Source organism: Rhodococcus sp. MALMAid1271 (assembly GCF_049195265.1).
Taxonomy (GTDB): domain Bacteria; phylum Actinomycetota; class Actinomycetes; order Mycobacteriales; family Mycobacteriaceae; genus Rhodococcoides.
In genome coordinates, this window is record NZ_JBMIRQ010000044.1 from 73,375 (window position 1) to 89,085 (window position 15,711).

18 protein-coding genes are annotated in these 15,711 nt (G+C 65.0%); 10 read left to right on the plus strand and 8 right to left on the minus strand.

Features of this window, described 5'->3' with window-relative positions; translation table 11 throughout:
- Positions 1-70: 70 nt before the first annotated feature.
- The 5 genes from sfnG to purH all read left to right on the plus strand — a co-directional run bounded on the left by sfnG (position 71) and on the right by purH (position 6,318).
- Complete coding sequence (gene sfnG / locus ACOQFP_RS03385; protein ID WP_421583450.1) at positions 71-1,195, plus strand: dimethylsulfone monooxygenase SfnG; 1,125 nt, start codon at positions 71-73, stop codon at positions 1,193-1,195.
- Between the two features lie 95 nt (positions 1,196-1,290).
- Positions 1,291-2,511 (plus strand): DUF5336 domain-containing protein, encoded by a 1,221-nt coding sequence (locus tag ACOQFP_RS03390; RefSeq protein ID WP_421583451.1) that lies wholly within the window; start codon positions 1,291-1,293, stop codon positions 2,509-2,511.
- Positions 2,512-2,582: 71 nt separating this feature from the next.
- On the plus strand, positions 2,583-4,076 hold the full coding sequence (locus ACOQFP_RS03395; RefSeq protein WP_421583452.1) for a DUF6350 family protein: 1,494 nt from the start codon (positions 2,583-2,585) through the stop codon (positions 4,074-4,076).
- Between the two features lie 80 nt (positions 4,077-4,156).
- The gene (purN, locus tag ACOQFP_RS03400) at positions 4,157-4,771 is read left to right on the plus strand and encodes a phosphoribosylglycinamide formyltransferase (protein ID WP_421583453.1); all 615 of its coding nucleotides are present in this window, start codon (positions 4,157-4,159) and stop codon (positions 4,769-4,771) included.
- The gene (purH, locus tag ACOQFP_RS03405) at positions 4,768-6,318 is read left to right on the plus strand and encodes a bifunctional phosphoribosylaminoimidazolecarboxamide formyltransferase/IMP cyclohydrolase (protein ID WP_341245100.1); all 1,551 of its coding nucleotides are present in this window, start codon (positions 4,768-4,770) and stop codon (positions 6,316-6,318) included. The genes purN and purH overlap by 4 nt, the downstream gene beginning before the upstream one ends.
- A 67-nt stretch (positions 6,319-6,385) precedes the next feature.
- On the opposite strand, the gene ACOQFP_RS03410 is transcribed toward purH, so the two are convergent.
- The gene (locus tag ACOQFP_RS03410; RefSeq protein ID WP_421583454.1) at positions 6,386-7,249 is read right to left on the minus strand and encodes an endonuclease domain-containing protein; all 864 of its coding nucleotides are present in this window, start codon (positions 7,247-7,249) and stop codon (positions 6,386-6,388) included.
- A 226-nt stretch (positions 7,250-7,475) separates the two neighbouring features.
- Between ACOQFP_RS03410 and ACOQFP_RS03415 the strand changes: the two genes are divergently transcribed.
- Together ACOQFP_RS03415 and ACOQFP_RS03420 are read left to right on the plus strand one after the other, a co-directional pair.
- Positions 7,476-8,861 (plus strand): sigma 54-interacting transcriptional regulator, encoded by a 1,386-nt coding sequence (locus ACOQFP_RS03415; protein WP_206488230.1) that lies wholly within the window; start codon positions 7,476-7,478, stop codon positions 8,859-8,861.
- Positions 8,861-10,807, plus strand: coding sequence for a vWA domain-containing protein (locus tag ACOQFP_RS03420; RefSeq protein ID WP_206488232.1), 1,947 nt, complete (start codon positions 8,861-8,863; stop codon positions 10,805-10,807). The genes ACOQFP_RS03415 and ACOQFP_RS03420 overlap by 1 nt, the downstream gene beginning before the upstream one ends.
- On the opposite strand, the gene ACOQFP_RS03425 is transcribed toward ACOQFP_RS03420, so the two are convergent.
- From ACOQFP_RS03425 to rpmB, 7 genes are all read right to left on the minus strand, one after another.
- Entirely contained in the window at positions 10,808-11,380 is a 573-nt protein-coding gene (locus tag ACOQFP_RS03425) for a DUF1707 SHOCT-like domain-containing protein (protein ID WP_421583455.1), read from the minus strand.
- 25 nt (positions 11,381-11,405) lie between these two features.
- Positions 11,406-11,870: a hypothetical protein gene (locus ACOQFP_RS03430; RefSeq protein WP_341244849.1), complete on the minus strand. Its 465-nt coding sequence runs from the start codon at positions 11,868-11,870 to the stop codon at positions 11,406-11,408.
- Positions 11,871-11,916: 46 nt separating this feature from the next.
- Positions 11,917-12,843 carry an AEC family transporter gene (locus ACOQFP_RS03435; protein WP_421583456.1) on the minus strand — a complete coding sequence of 309 codons (927 nt, stop codon included), beginning with the start codon at positions 12,841-12,843 and terminating at the stop codon, positions 11,917-11,919.
- An 80-nt stretch (positions 12,844-12,923) separates the two neighbouring features.
- The gene (rpsR, locus tag ACOQFP_RS03440; RefSeq protein WP_008719028.1) at positions 12,924-13,178 is read right to left on the minus strand and encodes a 30S ribosomal protein S18; all 255 of its coding nucleotides are present in this window, start codon (positions 13,176-13,178) and stop codon (positions 12,924-12,926) included.
- Positions 13,179-13,194: 16 nt separating this feature from the next.
- Positions 13,195-13,500: a 30S ribosomal protein S14 gene (rpsN, locus tag ACOQFP_RS03445; protein ID WP_341244847.1), complete on the minus strand. Its 306-nt coding sequence runs from the start codon at positions 13,498-13,500 to the stop codon at positions 13,195-13,197.
- Positions 13,501-13,503: 3 nt separating this feature from the next.
- Positions 13,504-13,674 (minus strand): 50S ribosomal protein L33, encoded by a 171-nt coding sequence (gene rpmG / locus ACOQFP_RS03450; RefSeq protein ID WP_206488769.1) that lies wholly within the window; start codon positions 13,672-13,674, stop codon positions 13,504-13,506.
- Positions 13,671-13,907, minus strand: a complete 237-nt coding sequence (gene rpmB, locus ACOQFP_RS03455; RefSeq protein WP_206488242.1) for a 50S ribosomal protein L28 — start codon at positions 13,905-13,907, stop codon at positions 13,671-13,673. Before rpmB ends, rpmG begins: the two co-directional genes overlap by 4 nt.
- Positions 13,908-14,044: 137 nt before the next feature.
- Here rpmB and mrf point away from each other — a divergent pair, with 137 nt between their 5' ends.
- Genes mrf through rpmF form a run of 3 tightly spaced genes read left to right on the plus strand, consistent with a single transcriptional unit; the run spans position 14,045 to position 15,705 of the window.
- Positions 14,045-15,277: a ribosome hibernation factor-recruiting GTPase MRF gene (gene mrf / locus ACOQFP_RS03460; RefSeq protein WP_421583460.1), complete on the plus strand. Its 1,233-nt coding sequence runs from the start codon at positions 14,045-14,047 to the stop codon at positions 15,275-15,277.
- Positions 15,274-15,534: a type B 50S ribosomal protein L31 gene (locus tag ACOQFP_RS03465; RefSeq protein WP_121870664.1), complete on the plus strand. Its 261-nt coding sequence runs from the start codon at positions 15,274-15,276 to the stop codon at positions 15,532-15,534. Before mrf ends, ACOQFP_RS03465 begins: the two co-directional genes overlap by 4 nt.
- A 3-nt stretch (positions 15,535-15,537) precedes the next feature.
- The gene (gene rpmF, locus ACOQFP_RS03470) at positions 15,538-15,705 is read left to right on the plus strand and encodes a 50S ribosomal protein L32 (protein WP_341244846.1); all 168 of its coding nucleotides are present in this window, start codon (positions 15,538-15,540) and stop codon (positions 15,703-15,705) included.
- Positions 15,706-15,711 lie beyond the last annotated feature (6 nt).

Consider the following 15,711-nt stretch of genomic DNA (forward strand, 5'->3'; position numbering starts at 1 on the left):
CGGGGAGCAGTGCAACCCCGTCTGAGCGCGTGAATGGACCATTGACACGAACGAGAAGGATGACACGAACATGAGCACCGAAAAGATCGCCGACGCCGTCAAATTCGCGTATTGGGTACCCAATGTCTCGGGAGGCTTGGTCACCAGCACCATCGAGCAGCGCACCAGTTGGAGTTACGAGTACAACAAGAAGCTGGCCCAGACGGCCGAGAACAACGGCTTCGAATACGCCCTGAGTCAGGTTCGCTACGAGGCAAGCTACGGCGCCGAGTTCCAACACGAGTCCACCAGCTTCTCGCTCGCCTTGCTGTTGGCCACCGAACGACTCAAAGTCATTGCGGCAGTTCATCCTGGGCTGTGGCAGCCGGCGGTGTTGGCCAAGCTCGGCGCGACGGCGGACCATCTGTCCAACGGCCGGTTCGCGGTGAACGTCGTCAGTGGGTGGTTCAAGGACGAGTTCACCCACCTCGGTGAGCCGTGGCTCGAACACGACGAAAGGCACCGTCGCAGTGCAGAATTCTTGCAAGTTCTGCGCAAGATCTGGACCGAGGACGACGTCGATTTCAGGGGCGACTTCTATCGGATCCATGACTTCACCCTGAAGCCGAAGCCGCTCAATACCCCCGCGCGCCCGAACCCCGAGCTGTTCCAGGGTGGCAATTCGTCTGCAGCGCAAGAGAATGCCGGACGGTACTCGGACTGGTACTTCAGCAACGGCAAAGACTTCGACGGCGTCACCGAGCAGATCGACAACCTGCGACGCGTCGCGCGGGATCACCGGCGCGAGGTCAAGTTCGGGCTCAACGGCTTCATCATCGCGCGAGACAGCGAGAAGGAAGCCCGAGATACCCTGCGCGAGATCATCGAGAAGGCGAACAAGCCCGCTGTCGAGGGATTCAAGGGTGCGGTGCAGCAGGCGGGCAACTCGACAGGAGACAAGAAGGGGATGTGGGCCGACTCGTCGTTCGAGGATCTCGTCCAGTACAACGACGGCTTCAAAACGCAGTTGATCGGAACGCCGGAGCAAGTGGCCGAGCGGATCGTCGCCTACCGCCGCCGCGGCGTCGACCTGATCCTCGGTGGATTCCTGCATTTCCAGGAGGAGATCGAGTACTTCGGAGCCAGAGTGCTGCCGCTCGTTCGGGAACTCGAGGCTGCCGAGGCCAACGACCAGGAGCTCGTCGCGGCCCGCTGACCTGGAGTGCCGAGATCGGTCGGGTCCTTGCAGTAGCGTGAGTCGAAAGGACCCGACCGACCTGGGGTACGTAACTATCAGGATGAGGAGACGCGATGACCTACTCGCCCGGCGGCCCTGAATCAGGGGGCTCCAACTCTGGTCGCTACGGCGGAGGTGGACCGTCCTACGGCCCGTCGTCCTCGCCGAATCAGCCCCCTTCGCCTGCCCAGGGTCAAGGGCAGCCCGGCCAGGGCCAGCCGTTTCATCAGCCGACCGTCTCCAATCCTTTCGGACCTCCCGTGCCGGGCACCTCGGCACCCGGCGCGCCCGGAAGCTCAGCGCCCCAGACGAAGTCGCCGCGTGTCGGACCGTCGAACCTGCCGAGGATTCTGATCTTCGTGGTGCTTGGCCTCGGCGTCGTCAACTTCCTGCTCGGGCTGCTCGATCTCGTCACTGCCGAAGTCAGCTCGGCGCAGCAACTGCCGAGCAGCATTCAGACGTCGTTCAGCACCACATTCTTCGCATCCGGTGGCAGCGCAGTGTCGGTGGCGCTGCTGCTCGTTGCGGGCTTGACAGCGGGCGCATCGCTCGTGCAGAAAGACGCCAAGAACCAGGCCGTGGTTGCGGCCTTGGCCATCACCGGCTTCCTGGTGCTGGTCTTCGAGTCGTTCAGCCTGCCGAGCTCCGACGGCAACGAGTTCGCCAGCACCACCACCTCGCTCGGTATCGGCGCAATCCTGGTTCTCGTGCTGGGGTTCGTCCAGGCCGCCGCCGCTGTGGTCTCGCTGCTGCTCGACGCGGGCATCGTCAAGGCTCCAACGCCCAAGGCGGCCGGCTTCGGCAACCAGAACCCGCCGTCCGCATACAGCCAGCAGAACCCGTACAACGCGCCCACGACATCGTTCGGCGGGCCCTCGCAGTCCCAGAACTACAGCAATCCGCCGTCGTACGGACAGGCCACCGGCGGACTTTCGAACCCGGGTGCCCCGTCGAACTTTGGTCAGGCACCGAGCGGACCGTCGACGGGTCAGCAGCCCTACCCGGGTGGTCAGCCGCAGTACGGTGGCCCGTCCGGCTCGAACACCCCGCCACAGGGCAGCTACACCCCGCCACAGGGCGGCTACTCGCCGCCGCCGTACACCGGCCCGAGTGGCCCCGCCGCGGGCCAGGCATATCCGCCGAATCCGTACCAGTACGGTCAGCCCCCGGGGTACGGCCAGCCGCCCGCAACTCCCGCTGAGCCCGCAACGGGCGAACAGTCGACGCCCTACGGCGCACCCACCCAGGCCTTCGGTGCCACTCCCGCCGCGGACGAAGAGGGCAAACGGGACTAATTCGGCCATCACGACCGGCTTCGCGGCGCGCCTGACAGGTGCGCGGCGAAGTTGATGCAACTCTCGTGGTGATGAGCGATCTATTGAACCGAGACACTCGACGCGCCGCCGGCCCGACGGCCCGCGTCGGCACCGGGCCGAGCCCAGATCAGTCGCGGATGCTCGCCGCGGTGGCGTTCAAGACCTCAGGACTGGTCGTGGTGATCGCAACGACGCTCGTTCTGATCACCCTCGTCTCGGTCAACAGTGATCTGACCGGAACTCTCGGCGCGATCGCAGCGTCGTGGTTCGCCGTGCACCTGGTGCCTCTGAGCATCGGTGGCACCTCCCTCGGCGTCGCGCCCCTGCTGCCGACGGTGATCGTCGGCTGGTCCGTGGCCCGCACGGTCCACCACGCGGTGCACACTGCGACCGACACCCGGATGGTTCGGTGGGTGGTGGCGGCGTCGATCGCGGGCCCGCTCGCCGTGACGGCCGTTGCTCTGGCCGTCGCCAAGGATGCGTCGGCGGTCATCGGGCTGTCGAGCCCCAACGCGCTCGTCGCTTTCGCCTGGGTCGCGGGCGTACATGCGGCTGCTTCCGGAATGGGATTGTTGTCGGCGCGCTGGGACTCGCTGGTGGTCCGCCGCGGACTCCCGGACTGGGTTCGTGCGCTCGTCGCGCCCTCGGTGCGGGTGCTGTCACTGCTTGCGGCGGGCGGCGGCACGGTCGTGCTGTTCGCCCTGCTCGCTTCGTGGCAGACCGCCGGATCGCTGCTCGAACGCGGCCACGATGTTGTCGGCATGCTCGGGCTCACAGTTCTGTCGATCCTGTACCTGCCCAATGTCCTGGTGGGTGCACTCGCCGTCGCGACCGGATCGACAGCCGGGTTCGGCGATGCAGCGGTGAGCCTGTTCTCCACGACGGGCGGCCCGCTTCCGCCGTTGCCGATCCTGGCCGTCTTCCCCGACGGCCCGGCACAGGCGATCTGGGCCGTGATGCTCGTCGTTCCGATCGGTGCCGGGCTGTTGCTCGGCCGTGACTGCGCAATCCGCAGCGTCGACGTGCAGGTTGCCCTGTCCTCGGTGTGGGTGATCGCAGCGGCAGTCGGCTCACTCGCCGCAGTGCTCGGATACGTCGCGGGTGGGAACCTCGGAACCTTCGGGACCGTCGAGGTGACGGTGTGGAGCTTCGGGCTGCTGACATTCGCGTGGCTGGGCGTGATCGGCTCGGTCTCCGCAGCTGTCGTCGTGTGGCGTCGAGCAGAACCAGAGCCCGCCACCGAGGACTCCACCGAGCCCGCCGCCGAGGAGCCGGTCGAGCCGACCGCCGCCGTGGCCATCGAAGCGGCTCCCACCGAACCCTCCGACACCGAACCGTCCGAGGTCGTCGCCGAATCAGAGGATGTCGTCGAAGCGGAGGTCGTGGACGAAGTTCCGGGCGAACCGGTCGAATCACACACCGCAGAGGCGACCGAATCATCTGCCAAGTCGGGCACCGACGAGCCTCTGGAAGCCGAGATCGTCGCCCCACCCGTCGACGGGGACGAGGCGTCGAGCAGCACACAGGACGGACCTGCCCGGTAGGTGCGCGGGGCGCAGCGACTAGGCTTTCCGCTGGTTCGATCGATCCGCCTCGATATTTCAGGAGTAGTGCGCTGACTGCCTTGCGTGAGACACCCGCGCGGGTCGTCGTCCTCGCATCGGGGACGGGCTCGCTGCTGCAGTCGCTGATCGACGCCACCGAAGCACAGGACTACCCGGCCCGCATCGTCGCCGTCGGCGTCGATCGAGACTGCGATGCCGTCCGCCGTGCGGACGAGGCCGGGATACCGCATTTTCGGGTCGGGCTGAAGGACTATGCCGATCGGGCCCACTGGGACATCGCGCTCACCGATGCCGTCCTGCGTCACGAGCCCGATCTGATCGTCACCGCCGGCTTCATGAAAATCCTCGGTGGACGATTTCTCGACGCTTTTGCCGGACGCATCATCAACACTCACCCTGCACTGCTGCCGTCGTTCCCGGGCGCACACGCCGTTCGGGACGCCCTCGATCACGGCGTCAAAGTAACCGGTTCGACGGTTCATCTGGTCGATTCCGGTGTCGATACCGGCCCGATCCTGGCTCAGGAAGCCGTCCCGGTACTCGACACCGACGACGAACCGGCGTTGCACGAACGCATCAAAACTGTCGAGCGACGGTTGCTGGTCGACGTGATCGCAGCCGTGGCCGCCACAGGTATCACCTCCGATGGACGAAAGGCTCAGATAATCCGATGAGTGAACGTAAAGCAGTGCGCCGCGCGCTGGTCAGCGTCTACGACAAGACCGGACTGATCGAACTTGCGACCGGCCTGCACGGTGCGGGCGTCGCTCTGGTGTCCACCGGATCGACCGCCGCGAAGATCGCCGACGCGGGAATCCCCGTCACCAAGGTCGAGGATCTGACCGGATTCCCCGAGACCCTCGAAGGTCGCGTCAAGACGCTGCATCCCCGTGTCCACGCTGGAGTCCTCGCCGATACCCGTAAGCCCGAACATCTTTCGCAGCTCGAAGACCTGGGCATCGAGGCCTTCGAGCTGGTCGTGGTGAACCTGTATCCGTTCACCGAGACCGTGAGCAGTGGCGCAACCCCGGACGAATGCGTCGAGCAGATCGACATCGGCGGACCCTCGATGGTGCGCGCCGCCGCCAAGAACCATCCCTCGGTAGCCGTGGTGGTCGATCCATCGCGATACGAGGACGTGCTCACGGCCGTCACCGGTGGTGGGTTCACCCTCGCGGAGCGCACTTCGCTTGCGGCGCAGGCATTTCAACACACCGCGGCCTACGACGTTGCGGTGGCGTCGTGGATGAGCAACGTGCTGGTCGAGTCCGAGTCCTCGTTCCCGGAGTGGATCGGCGGAACCTGGGACCGCTCGGCGGTGCTGCGTTACGGAGAGAACCCGCACCAGAAGGCAGCGCTGTACGTCGATCCTGCCGGCTCGGGCATCGCGCAGGCGGAGCAGTTGCACGGTAAAGAGATGTCGTACAACAACTTCACCGACTCCGACGCGGCCTGGCGGGCGGCGTTCGATCATTCCGGGCCCACCGTCGCCATCATCAAGCATGCGAACCCGTGTGGCATTGCCGTCGGCGAGGACATCGCCGAGGCGCATCGTAAGGCTCATGCCTGCGACCCCGTGAGTGCCTACGGCGGCGTCATCGCGGCCAACCGTGAGATCACCGTCGAGATGGCCGAGCAGGTAGCCGAGATTTTCACCGAGGTCATCATCGCGCCGTCCTACGCCGATGGTGCCCTCGGAGTTCTCAAGCGCAAGAAAAACATTCGCGTGCTGCTGGCGCAGGCACCGCCAAAGGCAGGCGTCGAACTCAAGCCGATCTCGGGCGGAACCCTGCTGCAGCAGCGCGATGTACTCGACGCCGAGGGCGACGATCCTGCCCAGTGGACCCTTGCGGCCGGCGAGCCTGCCGACGAGCAGACCCTGAAGGATCTCGAATTCGCTTGGCGGGCAGGACGAGCCGTCAAGTCCAACGCGATTCTGCTGGCCCACGACGGTGCTTCGGTCGGCGTCGGAATGGGGCAGGTCAATCGCGTCGATGCTGCCCATCTCGCGGTGCAGCGGGCAGGGGATCGGGTAGTGGGATCCGTGGCATCCTCCGATGCGTTCTTCCCGTTCCCCGACGGCCTCCAGGTGCTGATGAATGCGGGCGTCAAAGCCGTTGTGCAGCCCGGTGGTTCGGTTCGAGACAACGAGGTGATCGCCGCGGCGCAGGATGCCGGAGTGACGCTGTATCTGACGGGTTCGCGGCACTTCGCGCACTGAGCGTCCCCGCCGAACTCGAAGTTAGGGATGGATTTCCGGCGAAATCCGTCCCTAACTTCGAGCTCGGCTAGACCTTTGCCCCCGCTGCGCGCAACTTGTCGCGAACCCGCGCCGCAATGCCCCATGGATCGGTGCGCAGTTGCAGTGCGCTCACCCTGATCACGGTCCAGCCGAGTGCTTCGAGTAATTGTTGACGCTCGATGTCCCAGGCTCGCTGCCTTTCGTCGGACCAGTGCTGCTCGCCGTCGTACTCCACCGCCACTTTCCAGCGTGCCCATCCGATGTCGATGCGCGCGAACACTCTGCCGTCCGACCCCACCACTTCGATCTGTGTTTGCGGTCGAGGCAGGCCGGCGGCCATGAGTGCCAGTCGGGTACGCGTCTCCTGCGGTGATTCCGCACCTGCGTCGACCACGTCGAGTACGGCTCTCAACTGGACGATCCCGCGCGCCCCACCATGACGTTCGGCAAGCCGGGTGATGTCCGAGATGCCAACCCCGGTCGCACGACACAATGCATCCAGACGTGCCACGGCGGTGCCGAAGGGTGCGCGACGGCCCAGATCGTAGGCAGTTCGGGCGGCGGTGGTGACGACCACTCCATCCACTGTCTCGATTTCGTTCGGTGCCAGCTTGTCGAAGCCGATCCGGAGCCCATCGAACATCCGTCTGTGTTCGGCCCAGATGAGCTCGGCATCCTGGTCTGCCGAGATCCAGCGCGATCCGTGGATTGCCGCGGCACTGACGCCTGCGACCACCGCCTTACCTCGGGAGTACAACCACGCTGCCCTTGCTTTGGTGGGAGCGTCCAGTTCGCTACCCGGGTCGATGTAGACGTCACGATAGATTCGTCGAAACTGGGCTCGAAGTTGCTGACGGGTGACGAGTCCGTTGGCGATTGCCTCGGATCCGACGAACGGTGCGCTGTCCATCCACGCACAGTGGCATCGGATTCAGGCGAAAAGTGGGCCGAGCGCCGGTTGTGGATGAACAAGATAGTTGTCCACAGTTATGCGCCTGTAATTGATCTCGGGCCCCGGTGTGCATCGACCGCCGAACTCGAAGTTATGGACGGAATTTGCGCGAATTTCGTCCATAACTTCGAGTTCGGCGGAGTACTGGATGGCAGCAAGTGCCAAACGCTCGTAGCGTGGAGAAGTGACCTCTACCAAACCTGGCATCTCCACTCTCGGTGAACTCACGGCATCCGGCCATCGGCAGCGGTCGATCAAGGAAGAGCTGCGGGAGAACCTTCTGAAGGCCCTGCGGGACGGCGAAGATCCGTGGCCGGGGATTCTCGGATTCGGCTCGACGGTATTGCCGCAGTTCGAGCGAGCAATTCTGGCCGGTCATGACGTGGTGCTGCTCGGCGAGCGAGGGCAGGGCAAGACACGTTTGCTGCGCACCCTGAATCTGCTGCTCGACGAGTGGGTGCCGGTCATCGCCGGGGCCGAGCTCGGTGAGCATCCCTACGAGCCGATCACGCCCGCGAGCATCCGTAGAGCCGCGGAACTCGGCGACGACCTGCCCATCGAGTGGCGACACCGCAGTGAGCGCTACGCCGAGAAGCTCGCGACCCCCGATACCTCGGTGGCCGACCTTGTCGGTGACGTCGACCCGGTGAAGGTGGCCGAGGGCCGCAGCCTCGGCGACCCGGAAACCATTCACTTCGGACTGGTCCCGCGCAGCCACCGCGGCATCGTGGCGATCAACGAACTGCCGGATCTCGCCGAGCGCATCCAGGTGTCGTTGCTCAACGTGATGGAGGAACGCGACATTCAGGTCCGCGGTTACACGCTGCGGTTGCCACTCGACGTCATGTTGGTGGCGAGCGCCAACCCCGAGGACTACACCAATCGCGGACGCATCATCACCCCGCTCAAGGACCGCTTCGGTGCCGAGATCAGGACGCATTACCCCCTCGAGCTCGACGACGAGGTAGCCGTCATCGACCAGGAAGCGGATCTGCAGGCCGTCGTCCCGACGTATCTGCTCGAGGTGCTGGCTCGATTCACCAGGCTGCTGCGGGAGTCGCCCTCGGTCGATCAGCGCTCGGGTGTCTCCGCTCGATTCGCGATCGCGGCCGCCGAAACCATCGCTGCCGCGGCCGTGCATCGAGCCGCGATACTGGGTGAGGCGGAGCCTGTGGCTCGTCCGGTCGATCTCGGCACCATCATCGAGGTACTGCGCGGCAAGGTGGAATTCGAATCGGGTGAAGAGGGACGGGAAGTCGAGGTCCTCGAACACATGCTTCGCCGCGCGACGGCCGATACCGTGCGGGCACATCTGGGAGGCATAAATCTCGCAGCGCTGGTGACAGCCGTCGAGACGGGCGAGCCTATCGTCACCGGAGACCGGATCACCGCCAAAGCGCTGCTGGACGAGCTGCCGGACGTGGAGGTCATCGGCGATATCCACGAGCGGCTGAACGCGACCTCGGACGGCGAGAAGGCCGCCGCCGTCGAACTCGCTCTCGAAGGCCTCTACCTCGCGCGGCGGATCTCCAAGGACCCCGACGACGACGGCCAGACGGTGTACAGCTGATGCGTCGCTCCAGATACGGGCGATACCACGACGGGCCGGATCCCCTTGCGCCGCCGGTGGATTTACGCGAGGCACTCGACGCCATCGGGGAGGAGGTGCTCGAGGGTGCGTCGCCGCGGCGCGCATTGCAGGAGATGTTGCGGCGCGGGACGAAGAACATGCGCGGCCTCGACGACCTGGCCGCGCAGGCGGCCAAGCGTCGGCGAGATCTGTTGAAGAAGAACAACCTGGACGGCACGTTGCAGGAGGTGCGTGAGCTTCTCGACAAGGCGGTGCTCGAGGAGCGCAAGGCATTGGCGCGTGCCCTCGACGACGATGCGCGGTTCCAGGAGATGCAGATCGGTGATCTCTCGCCGTCCACTGCCCAGGCGGTGCAGGAGCTGTCGGACTACGACTGGCGCTCCTCCGAAGGGCGGGAGAACTACGAGAAGATCAAGGACCTGCTCGGACGCGAAATGCTCGACCAGCGCTTCGCGGGCATGAAGCAAGCCCTCGAAGGCGCCACGGACGAAGACCGCCAGGCCATCAGCGAGATGTTGAAAGACCTCAACGAGCTGCTCGATGCCCACAACAAGGGCGAGGACACCGACGAGCAGTTCGACGAGTTCATGAACAAGCACGGCCGGCATTTTCCGGAGAATCCTAAGAATGTCGACGAGCTGCTGGACTCCCTGGCTCAGCGGGCAGCCGCAGCGCAACGATTGCGCAACTCGCTGACTCCCGAGCAGCGCGCGGAGCTCGATGCATTGGCGCAGCAGGCCTTCGGCGACTCGAACCTGCTGAACCAGCTCGATCGGCTCGATCAGAATCTGCAGCAGGCCAGGCCCGGTGAGGACTGGGACGGTTCGCAGAACTTCCGCGGCGAGAACGGTATGGGTCTGGGCGACGGTACCGGGGCACTGCAGGACATCGCCGATCTCGAGAATCTGGGAAATCAGCTGTCGCAGCAGTACAACGGTGCCGCGTTGGACGATATCGACGCCGACGCGCTGCGCAAGCAGCTCGGCCCCGAGGCGGCGGCCGACGCCAGGATGCTCGCCGAGATCGACAAGGCGTTGCGACAGCAGGGTTTCATGGACAAGGGTGCCGACGGGCAGTGGCGCTTGTCGCCGAAGGCGATGCGTCAGCTGGGCCAATCGGCCTTGAAAGATGTGGCGGGCACCATCTCTCGTCGAGGAGGCGAGCGGGACACCCGCAAGGCAGGTGCGATGGGGGAGCCGACGGGAGCGTCGAGGGTCTGGGAGTTCGGCGACACCGAACCGTGGGACGTCACGCGTACCGTCACCAACGCAATAGTGCGTACAGCGGCCGAGGGTTCCGGATTTCCGGTGCAGCTGCAGGTGAGCGACGTGGAAATCAGCGAGACCGAAACCCGAACACAGGCCGCTGTGGCACTGCTGGTCGATACCTCGTTCTCGATGGTGATGGACGGCCGTTGGGTGCCGATGAAGCGCACCGCCTTGGCGCTCAATCACCTGGTGAGTACCCGGTTCCGCGGCGACGATCTGCAACTCATCGGATTCGGCAGGCACGCACAGACGTTGACGGCATCGGAGCTGGCCGGATTGGACGGTGCCTACGACCAGGGCACCAATCTGCACCACGCGCTGATGCTCGCGGTGCGTCATCTGCGCAGGCATCCCAATGCACAGCCGGTGGTGTTGATCGTCACCGACGGTGAGCCGACGGCGCACCTGGAACCGGACGGTCACGCGTACTTCGATTACCCGCCGTCGCCGAGGACGTTGGGACTGACCGTGCGGGAGCTCGATACCGTCGCCAAACTCGGTGCGCAGGTGACGATCTTCCGGCTCGGCGACGATCCCGGATTGGCGCGTGTCGTCGACAAGATGGCCGAGCGAGTGGGTGGACGGGTCATCGCGCCCGATCTGGACGGCCTCGGTGCTGCGGTGGTGACCGACTACCTCAAGCGTCGGCGATCGTAGTTATTTCTCCGCTGCCTTGATGTCCACCGACACGCCGCCCCAGAACGCGAAGCCGGTGATGACAACGCGCGGTGCACCGGGATGTGTTGCGCTGACGTGCTCGAAACCGCCCATGATGCCCATGCCGCGGACCTCGACGCTCACTCCGGGCGGCACGGTGACCTCGATGCCGCCCATGATGGCGACGCAGTTGATGGTGGTTTCCTCGGTGGTGAACGACGCTCGGCGTAGGTCGAGTTCGATACCTCCCCAGAACGCGACGGCATCGATGCGTGCGGCTGTGGTCCACTCGCCTTTGCGGACGGCACCGCTCATGATCGCGATCACGCGGTCGTTCGAGGAGCCACCGGATGGTGTTGTCGTCGGTGGCGGGGACAGCACCAGATCGCTGGTCAGCAGATCGAGCTCGCCGTAGGTTGTGGCCCGGTACGCAGCCGCGGTGCGTTCGTCGTACTCGCTCACGGTGAGCTGGCCGTGTGCGAAAGCATCGCTGAGCAGCTGGGCGACGAGGGTCCTGTCGGCGTCGGCGGCGCGCACTCGGCTTCGATCTCGGTCGGGGAGATGATCGCTCACGGCCCGGACCTTACCGTCGTGGGGTTCAGGCCGCATTCAGGATGGTGCGGTTGCCGAGAGGCGATGCCAGGGTCACCTGCATCGTGGCGTAGACCGCCACCATGATGCAGGATTTGTCGGCGGCGTCGGGCCGGGTGCCGGTGCGCAGTTCGATGGTGACGGTGGTGTCGGTCTCGTCGACCGTGGCGTCGGCGCCGTAGCACTCGGGGGTGCCGGTCACGAAATGCACTGCGATCGTATTGGGGGAGACCTGGCTCCACGATTCGAATGGAGTGGTGGTGGCGCGAAGCAGATCCGGTGTCGGCTCGAACATCGTGCCGACGTCGCCGACGGGTACCTCGTGCGGAACCGGAGGGGCGCTGGGCGGCTGGACGAGGCCGACAGGATTGGTGGCACTGCGCGTCGGCGTTGTCTCCTCGTCGCTACCGGTGGCGCTGCTACAGCCGACCAGCAGCAGGCACAACATGACACCTGCAGCGAGAAACCTCATGCATTCAAAGTAGCGCTGGGAGCTGAGGAGAACCTTTGCGTTCGGCTCAGGCGAGTAAGACTGTCACGAGCGCGATGACGGGGATCGAGACGAGCGTGGTCACGAACGCAGTGTCGCGGGCGAGCACCACACCGCGCTGGTAGCGGCTGGCGAACACGAACACGTTCTGCGCGGTGGGCAGTGCCGAGATGACGACGATGGCGAAGAGCTCGTGGTCCTCCAGGCCGAAGACGAACCGGGCCATGAGGTAGCCGAGTACCGGCTGCAACGCCATCTTGAACACCGTCGCGAGGGCCACGTCCCGCCGCGGACTGATGCCCTTCTGCAGTACTCGCGCGCCGTAGAGCGAGAGTCCGAAGGCCAGCAGCGCACCGGGGACGGATGCATTTCCGAGCAGGCGGAACGGTTGCATCAATGCCTCGGGCAACTCGAATCCGGTAACGGACAGCACGAGCCCTGCTGCGCCCGCCAGCACGATCGGATTCCGGAACGGCGTCGTGACGGTTTTGAACAGCGAGACCTTGTCGATCTTGGTCGAGATGTCGAGAATCGTCACCGCGATCGGGGTGTAGATCATGATTTGGAACAGCAGCAGGGGAGCGACGAAGTTGGCGTCGCCGAGTACGAAGACAGCGATGGGGATGCCCAGGTTCGCGGCATTGACGTACGAGCTCGCCAGCGCGCCGATGGTCGCGTCGGGCACGGCTCGGGTGAGCACCAGCTTCGCTACGACGAAATAGATGGCACCGACGAGCAATGCAGTGGTGCCTGCGACGGCCAGCGTGGGCGAGAGAATGACCGACACATCGGAGCCGGCGAGGGTGACGAACAGCAGCGCGGGCGTCGCGACGAAGAAGACGAGTCGGCTCAGGACGAACTGGCCGTGTTCGCCGAGCACTCGTAGATGCGCGAGCAGGTATCCCAGAGCGATGACGACGAAAATGACGGTGAAGCCCTCGAGTACGCCGGACATCGTCGAATGCTCATTTCTTGCTGGGAACGACAGAAAGGCCACGCAGCCGGACGGCTACGTGGCCTTTCTCGAAAACTTATTCAGCGGCTGGTGAACGGCAGCAGTGCCATTTCACGAGCATTCTTCACTGCGACAGCGACCTGGCGCTGCTGCTGCGGGGTGAGCCCGGTGACGCGGCGGCTACGGATCTTGCCGCGGTCGGAAATGAACTGACGAAGAAGGTTGATGTCCTTGTAGTCCACCGTGGTGACCTTGGCGGCGTTCAACGGGTTCTTCTTGGGTCGACGGCCTGCCTCTGCGCGGACCTTCTTCGACGGTGCTCTCTTGACTGCCATCTGAAACCTTTTCCCTTTACCAGCTCGACTTGTGGACGCCTGGCAGCTCCCCGCGGTGGGCCATCTCGCGCATTTTCACGCGGGACAGTCCGAATTTCCGTAGGTAACCGCGCGGACGTCCATCCGCAGCGTCACGATTGCGCAATCGTACCGGACTGGAGTCACGCGGCAGACGCTGCAGTGCGGCTTGGGCGTGCGCGCGCTCGGACTCGCTGCTCGAGGGCTTGCGGATGGTCTCCTTGAGCTCTGCCCGACGCGTTGCCCAACGGGCGACGAGGACCTTGCGCTGCTCGTTCTTCTCGATCTTCGACTTCTTCGCCACAGCTCAGCGCTCCTCTCTGAAATCCACGTGTTTGCGCACCACCGGGTCGTACTTCTTCATGACAAGTCGGTCGGGGTCGTTGCGGCGGTTCTTGCGGGTGACGTAGGTGTAGCCGGTTCCGGCGGTCGATTTGAGTTTGACGATCGGGCGGACGTCTGTGCTCTTGCTCATCAGATCTTCTCCCCACGTGCGCGCAGTTTCGCCACCACGGCGTCGATGCCGTCGCGATCGATGGTCTTGATGCCCTTGGCCGAGAGGGTGAGGGTGACGCGGCGGCCGAGGCTCGGCGCGTAGTAGGTCTTGCGCTGGATGTTCGGGTCCCATCGGCGGCTGGTGCGCACATGGGAGTGCGAGACCGATTTTCCGAATCCGGGGCTGCGTCCGGTGACTTGGCAGTGCGCTGACACGAGCGTTCCTATCTTGCCGTTATGACAATCGTTTTCGACAAAGTGCTACGACGAATGTAGCGTGCATTCACAGGGAATGACAATCGTTGTCGAAAAGAAGGGTGCTCGTGAACAACTCACCGGACGATCGAACGCCGATGGTCCTCGTCTCCGGCTGGACCGGAGCCATGGACGCGGTCGTGTCCTCGCTACTGACGCCCGGGACCGTCGCAGTCCGCCACGACCTGAGCCGCGTCACCGAGGGCGTCGTGCGCCGCACACTGTCCGTGTCGGGTGAAAGCCCGCGCGAGACCATCCTGGAACTGGCACACGGCTGTGTCTCGTGCACGCTCCGCGAGGACCTGCTGCCGCTGCTGCGCGCACTGTCCATGCGCAGCAACGTCCATCGCATCGTGCTCGCGATGGACCCCGCACTCGAACCCGAGGCACTGTGCTGGGCCGTCGAGAACGTCGTCGTGGCGGGCGTCGTCGGGCAGATCGACGGGCCGGCCGCCCGAGACGTTCGCATCGAGGCCGTGATCGGCTGTCTCGATGCCGCGACCTGGTTGGCCGACGCCACCGGCGACGATGCGCTGGCCGACCGCGGTGTCGTCGCCAGCGGTGACGACGATCGAACCGTCGCGCAGCTCGTCGTCGGGCAGGTCGACTACGCCGACGCGCTCGTCGTCACCGCAGGACCCGATGTCGACGCGTGGGAGCGGGCCCGGCTCGCAGCCGTCCTCGCGCGGTTGGCACCCAACGCACCCGTCGTCTGGGTTTCGCAGGACTCGATGGTCGACGCGCCCGCGCTGCTCGCGTCCATTCCTTTCGATGCCCGGCGAGGTGAGATCACGGACGCCCACTCACCGCTGTTGCGCGGTGAGCCGCCGCTGACCGTCGACTGCGGGGTCGCGCTCGTCGAGTTCACCGCCACTCGGCCGTTCCACCCGGAGCGTCTGCACGAGGCCATCGACGTATTGCTCGACGGCGTCGTCGCGGCGCGGGGCAGGGCGTGGGTTGCCACCCAGCCCGATGAGGCGCTCTGGATCGAATCTGCCGGTGGCGGACTACGAGTGGCGAGCGCCGGAAGGTGGCTTGCCGCAATGACTCCGGTGGAACAGGACCGCGTCGATACCACCAGGCGGGCGATGGCCGCGCTGCGGTGGGACGAGCAATTCGGTGATCGAGACACCTCCCTGGTGATCCTGGTACATGCCGCCGACCCCAGCGAGATCGACCGAACCCTGCAGTGGGCGTTGGTATCCGACGACGAAATGATCGACCCGTCGGCCTGGTCCTCCTGGACCGACCCGTTCGGCCAGTGGCACGAAGACCCCTGCGAGAGCAGCGAATCCCCGTACGCAGAACAATCTCGAGAGGCAACAGAATGAAACCAGGCATCCACCCCGACTACCACCCGGTCGTGTTCCAGGACTCGAGCACCGGCAACAAGTTCCTCACCAGGTCAACCGTCACGTCCGCACGCGAGACCGAGTGGGAAGACGGCAACACCTACCCCCTGATCGTCGTCGATGTCTCCTCCGAATCGCACCCGTTCTGGACCGGAGCCGCACGCGTGATGGACACGCAGGGCCGCGTCGAGAAGTTCGAGAAGCGATACGGCCGCCGAAGCCGAAAGGACGCCTGAATCATGGCTGTTCCGAAGAGAAAGATGTCGCGCTCGAACACCCGAAGCAGGCGGGCGCAGTGGAAGGCAGTCGCCCCCGATCTGGTGACGGTGCGTGTTCAGGGGCGAGAGTTGCGAGTGCCGCGCCGACTGGTCAAGGCAGTCCAGGCCGGGGTGTACGACCCCACCTGACCCCGT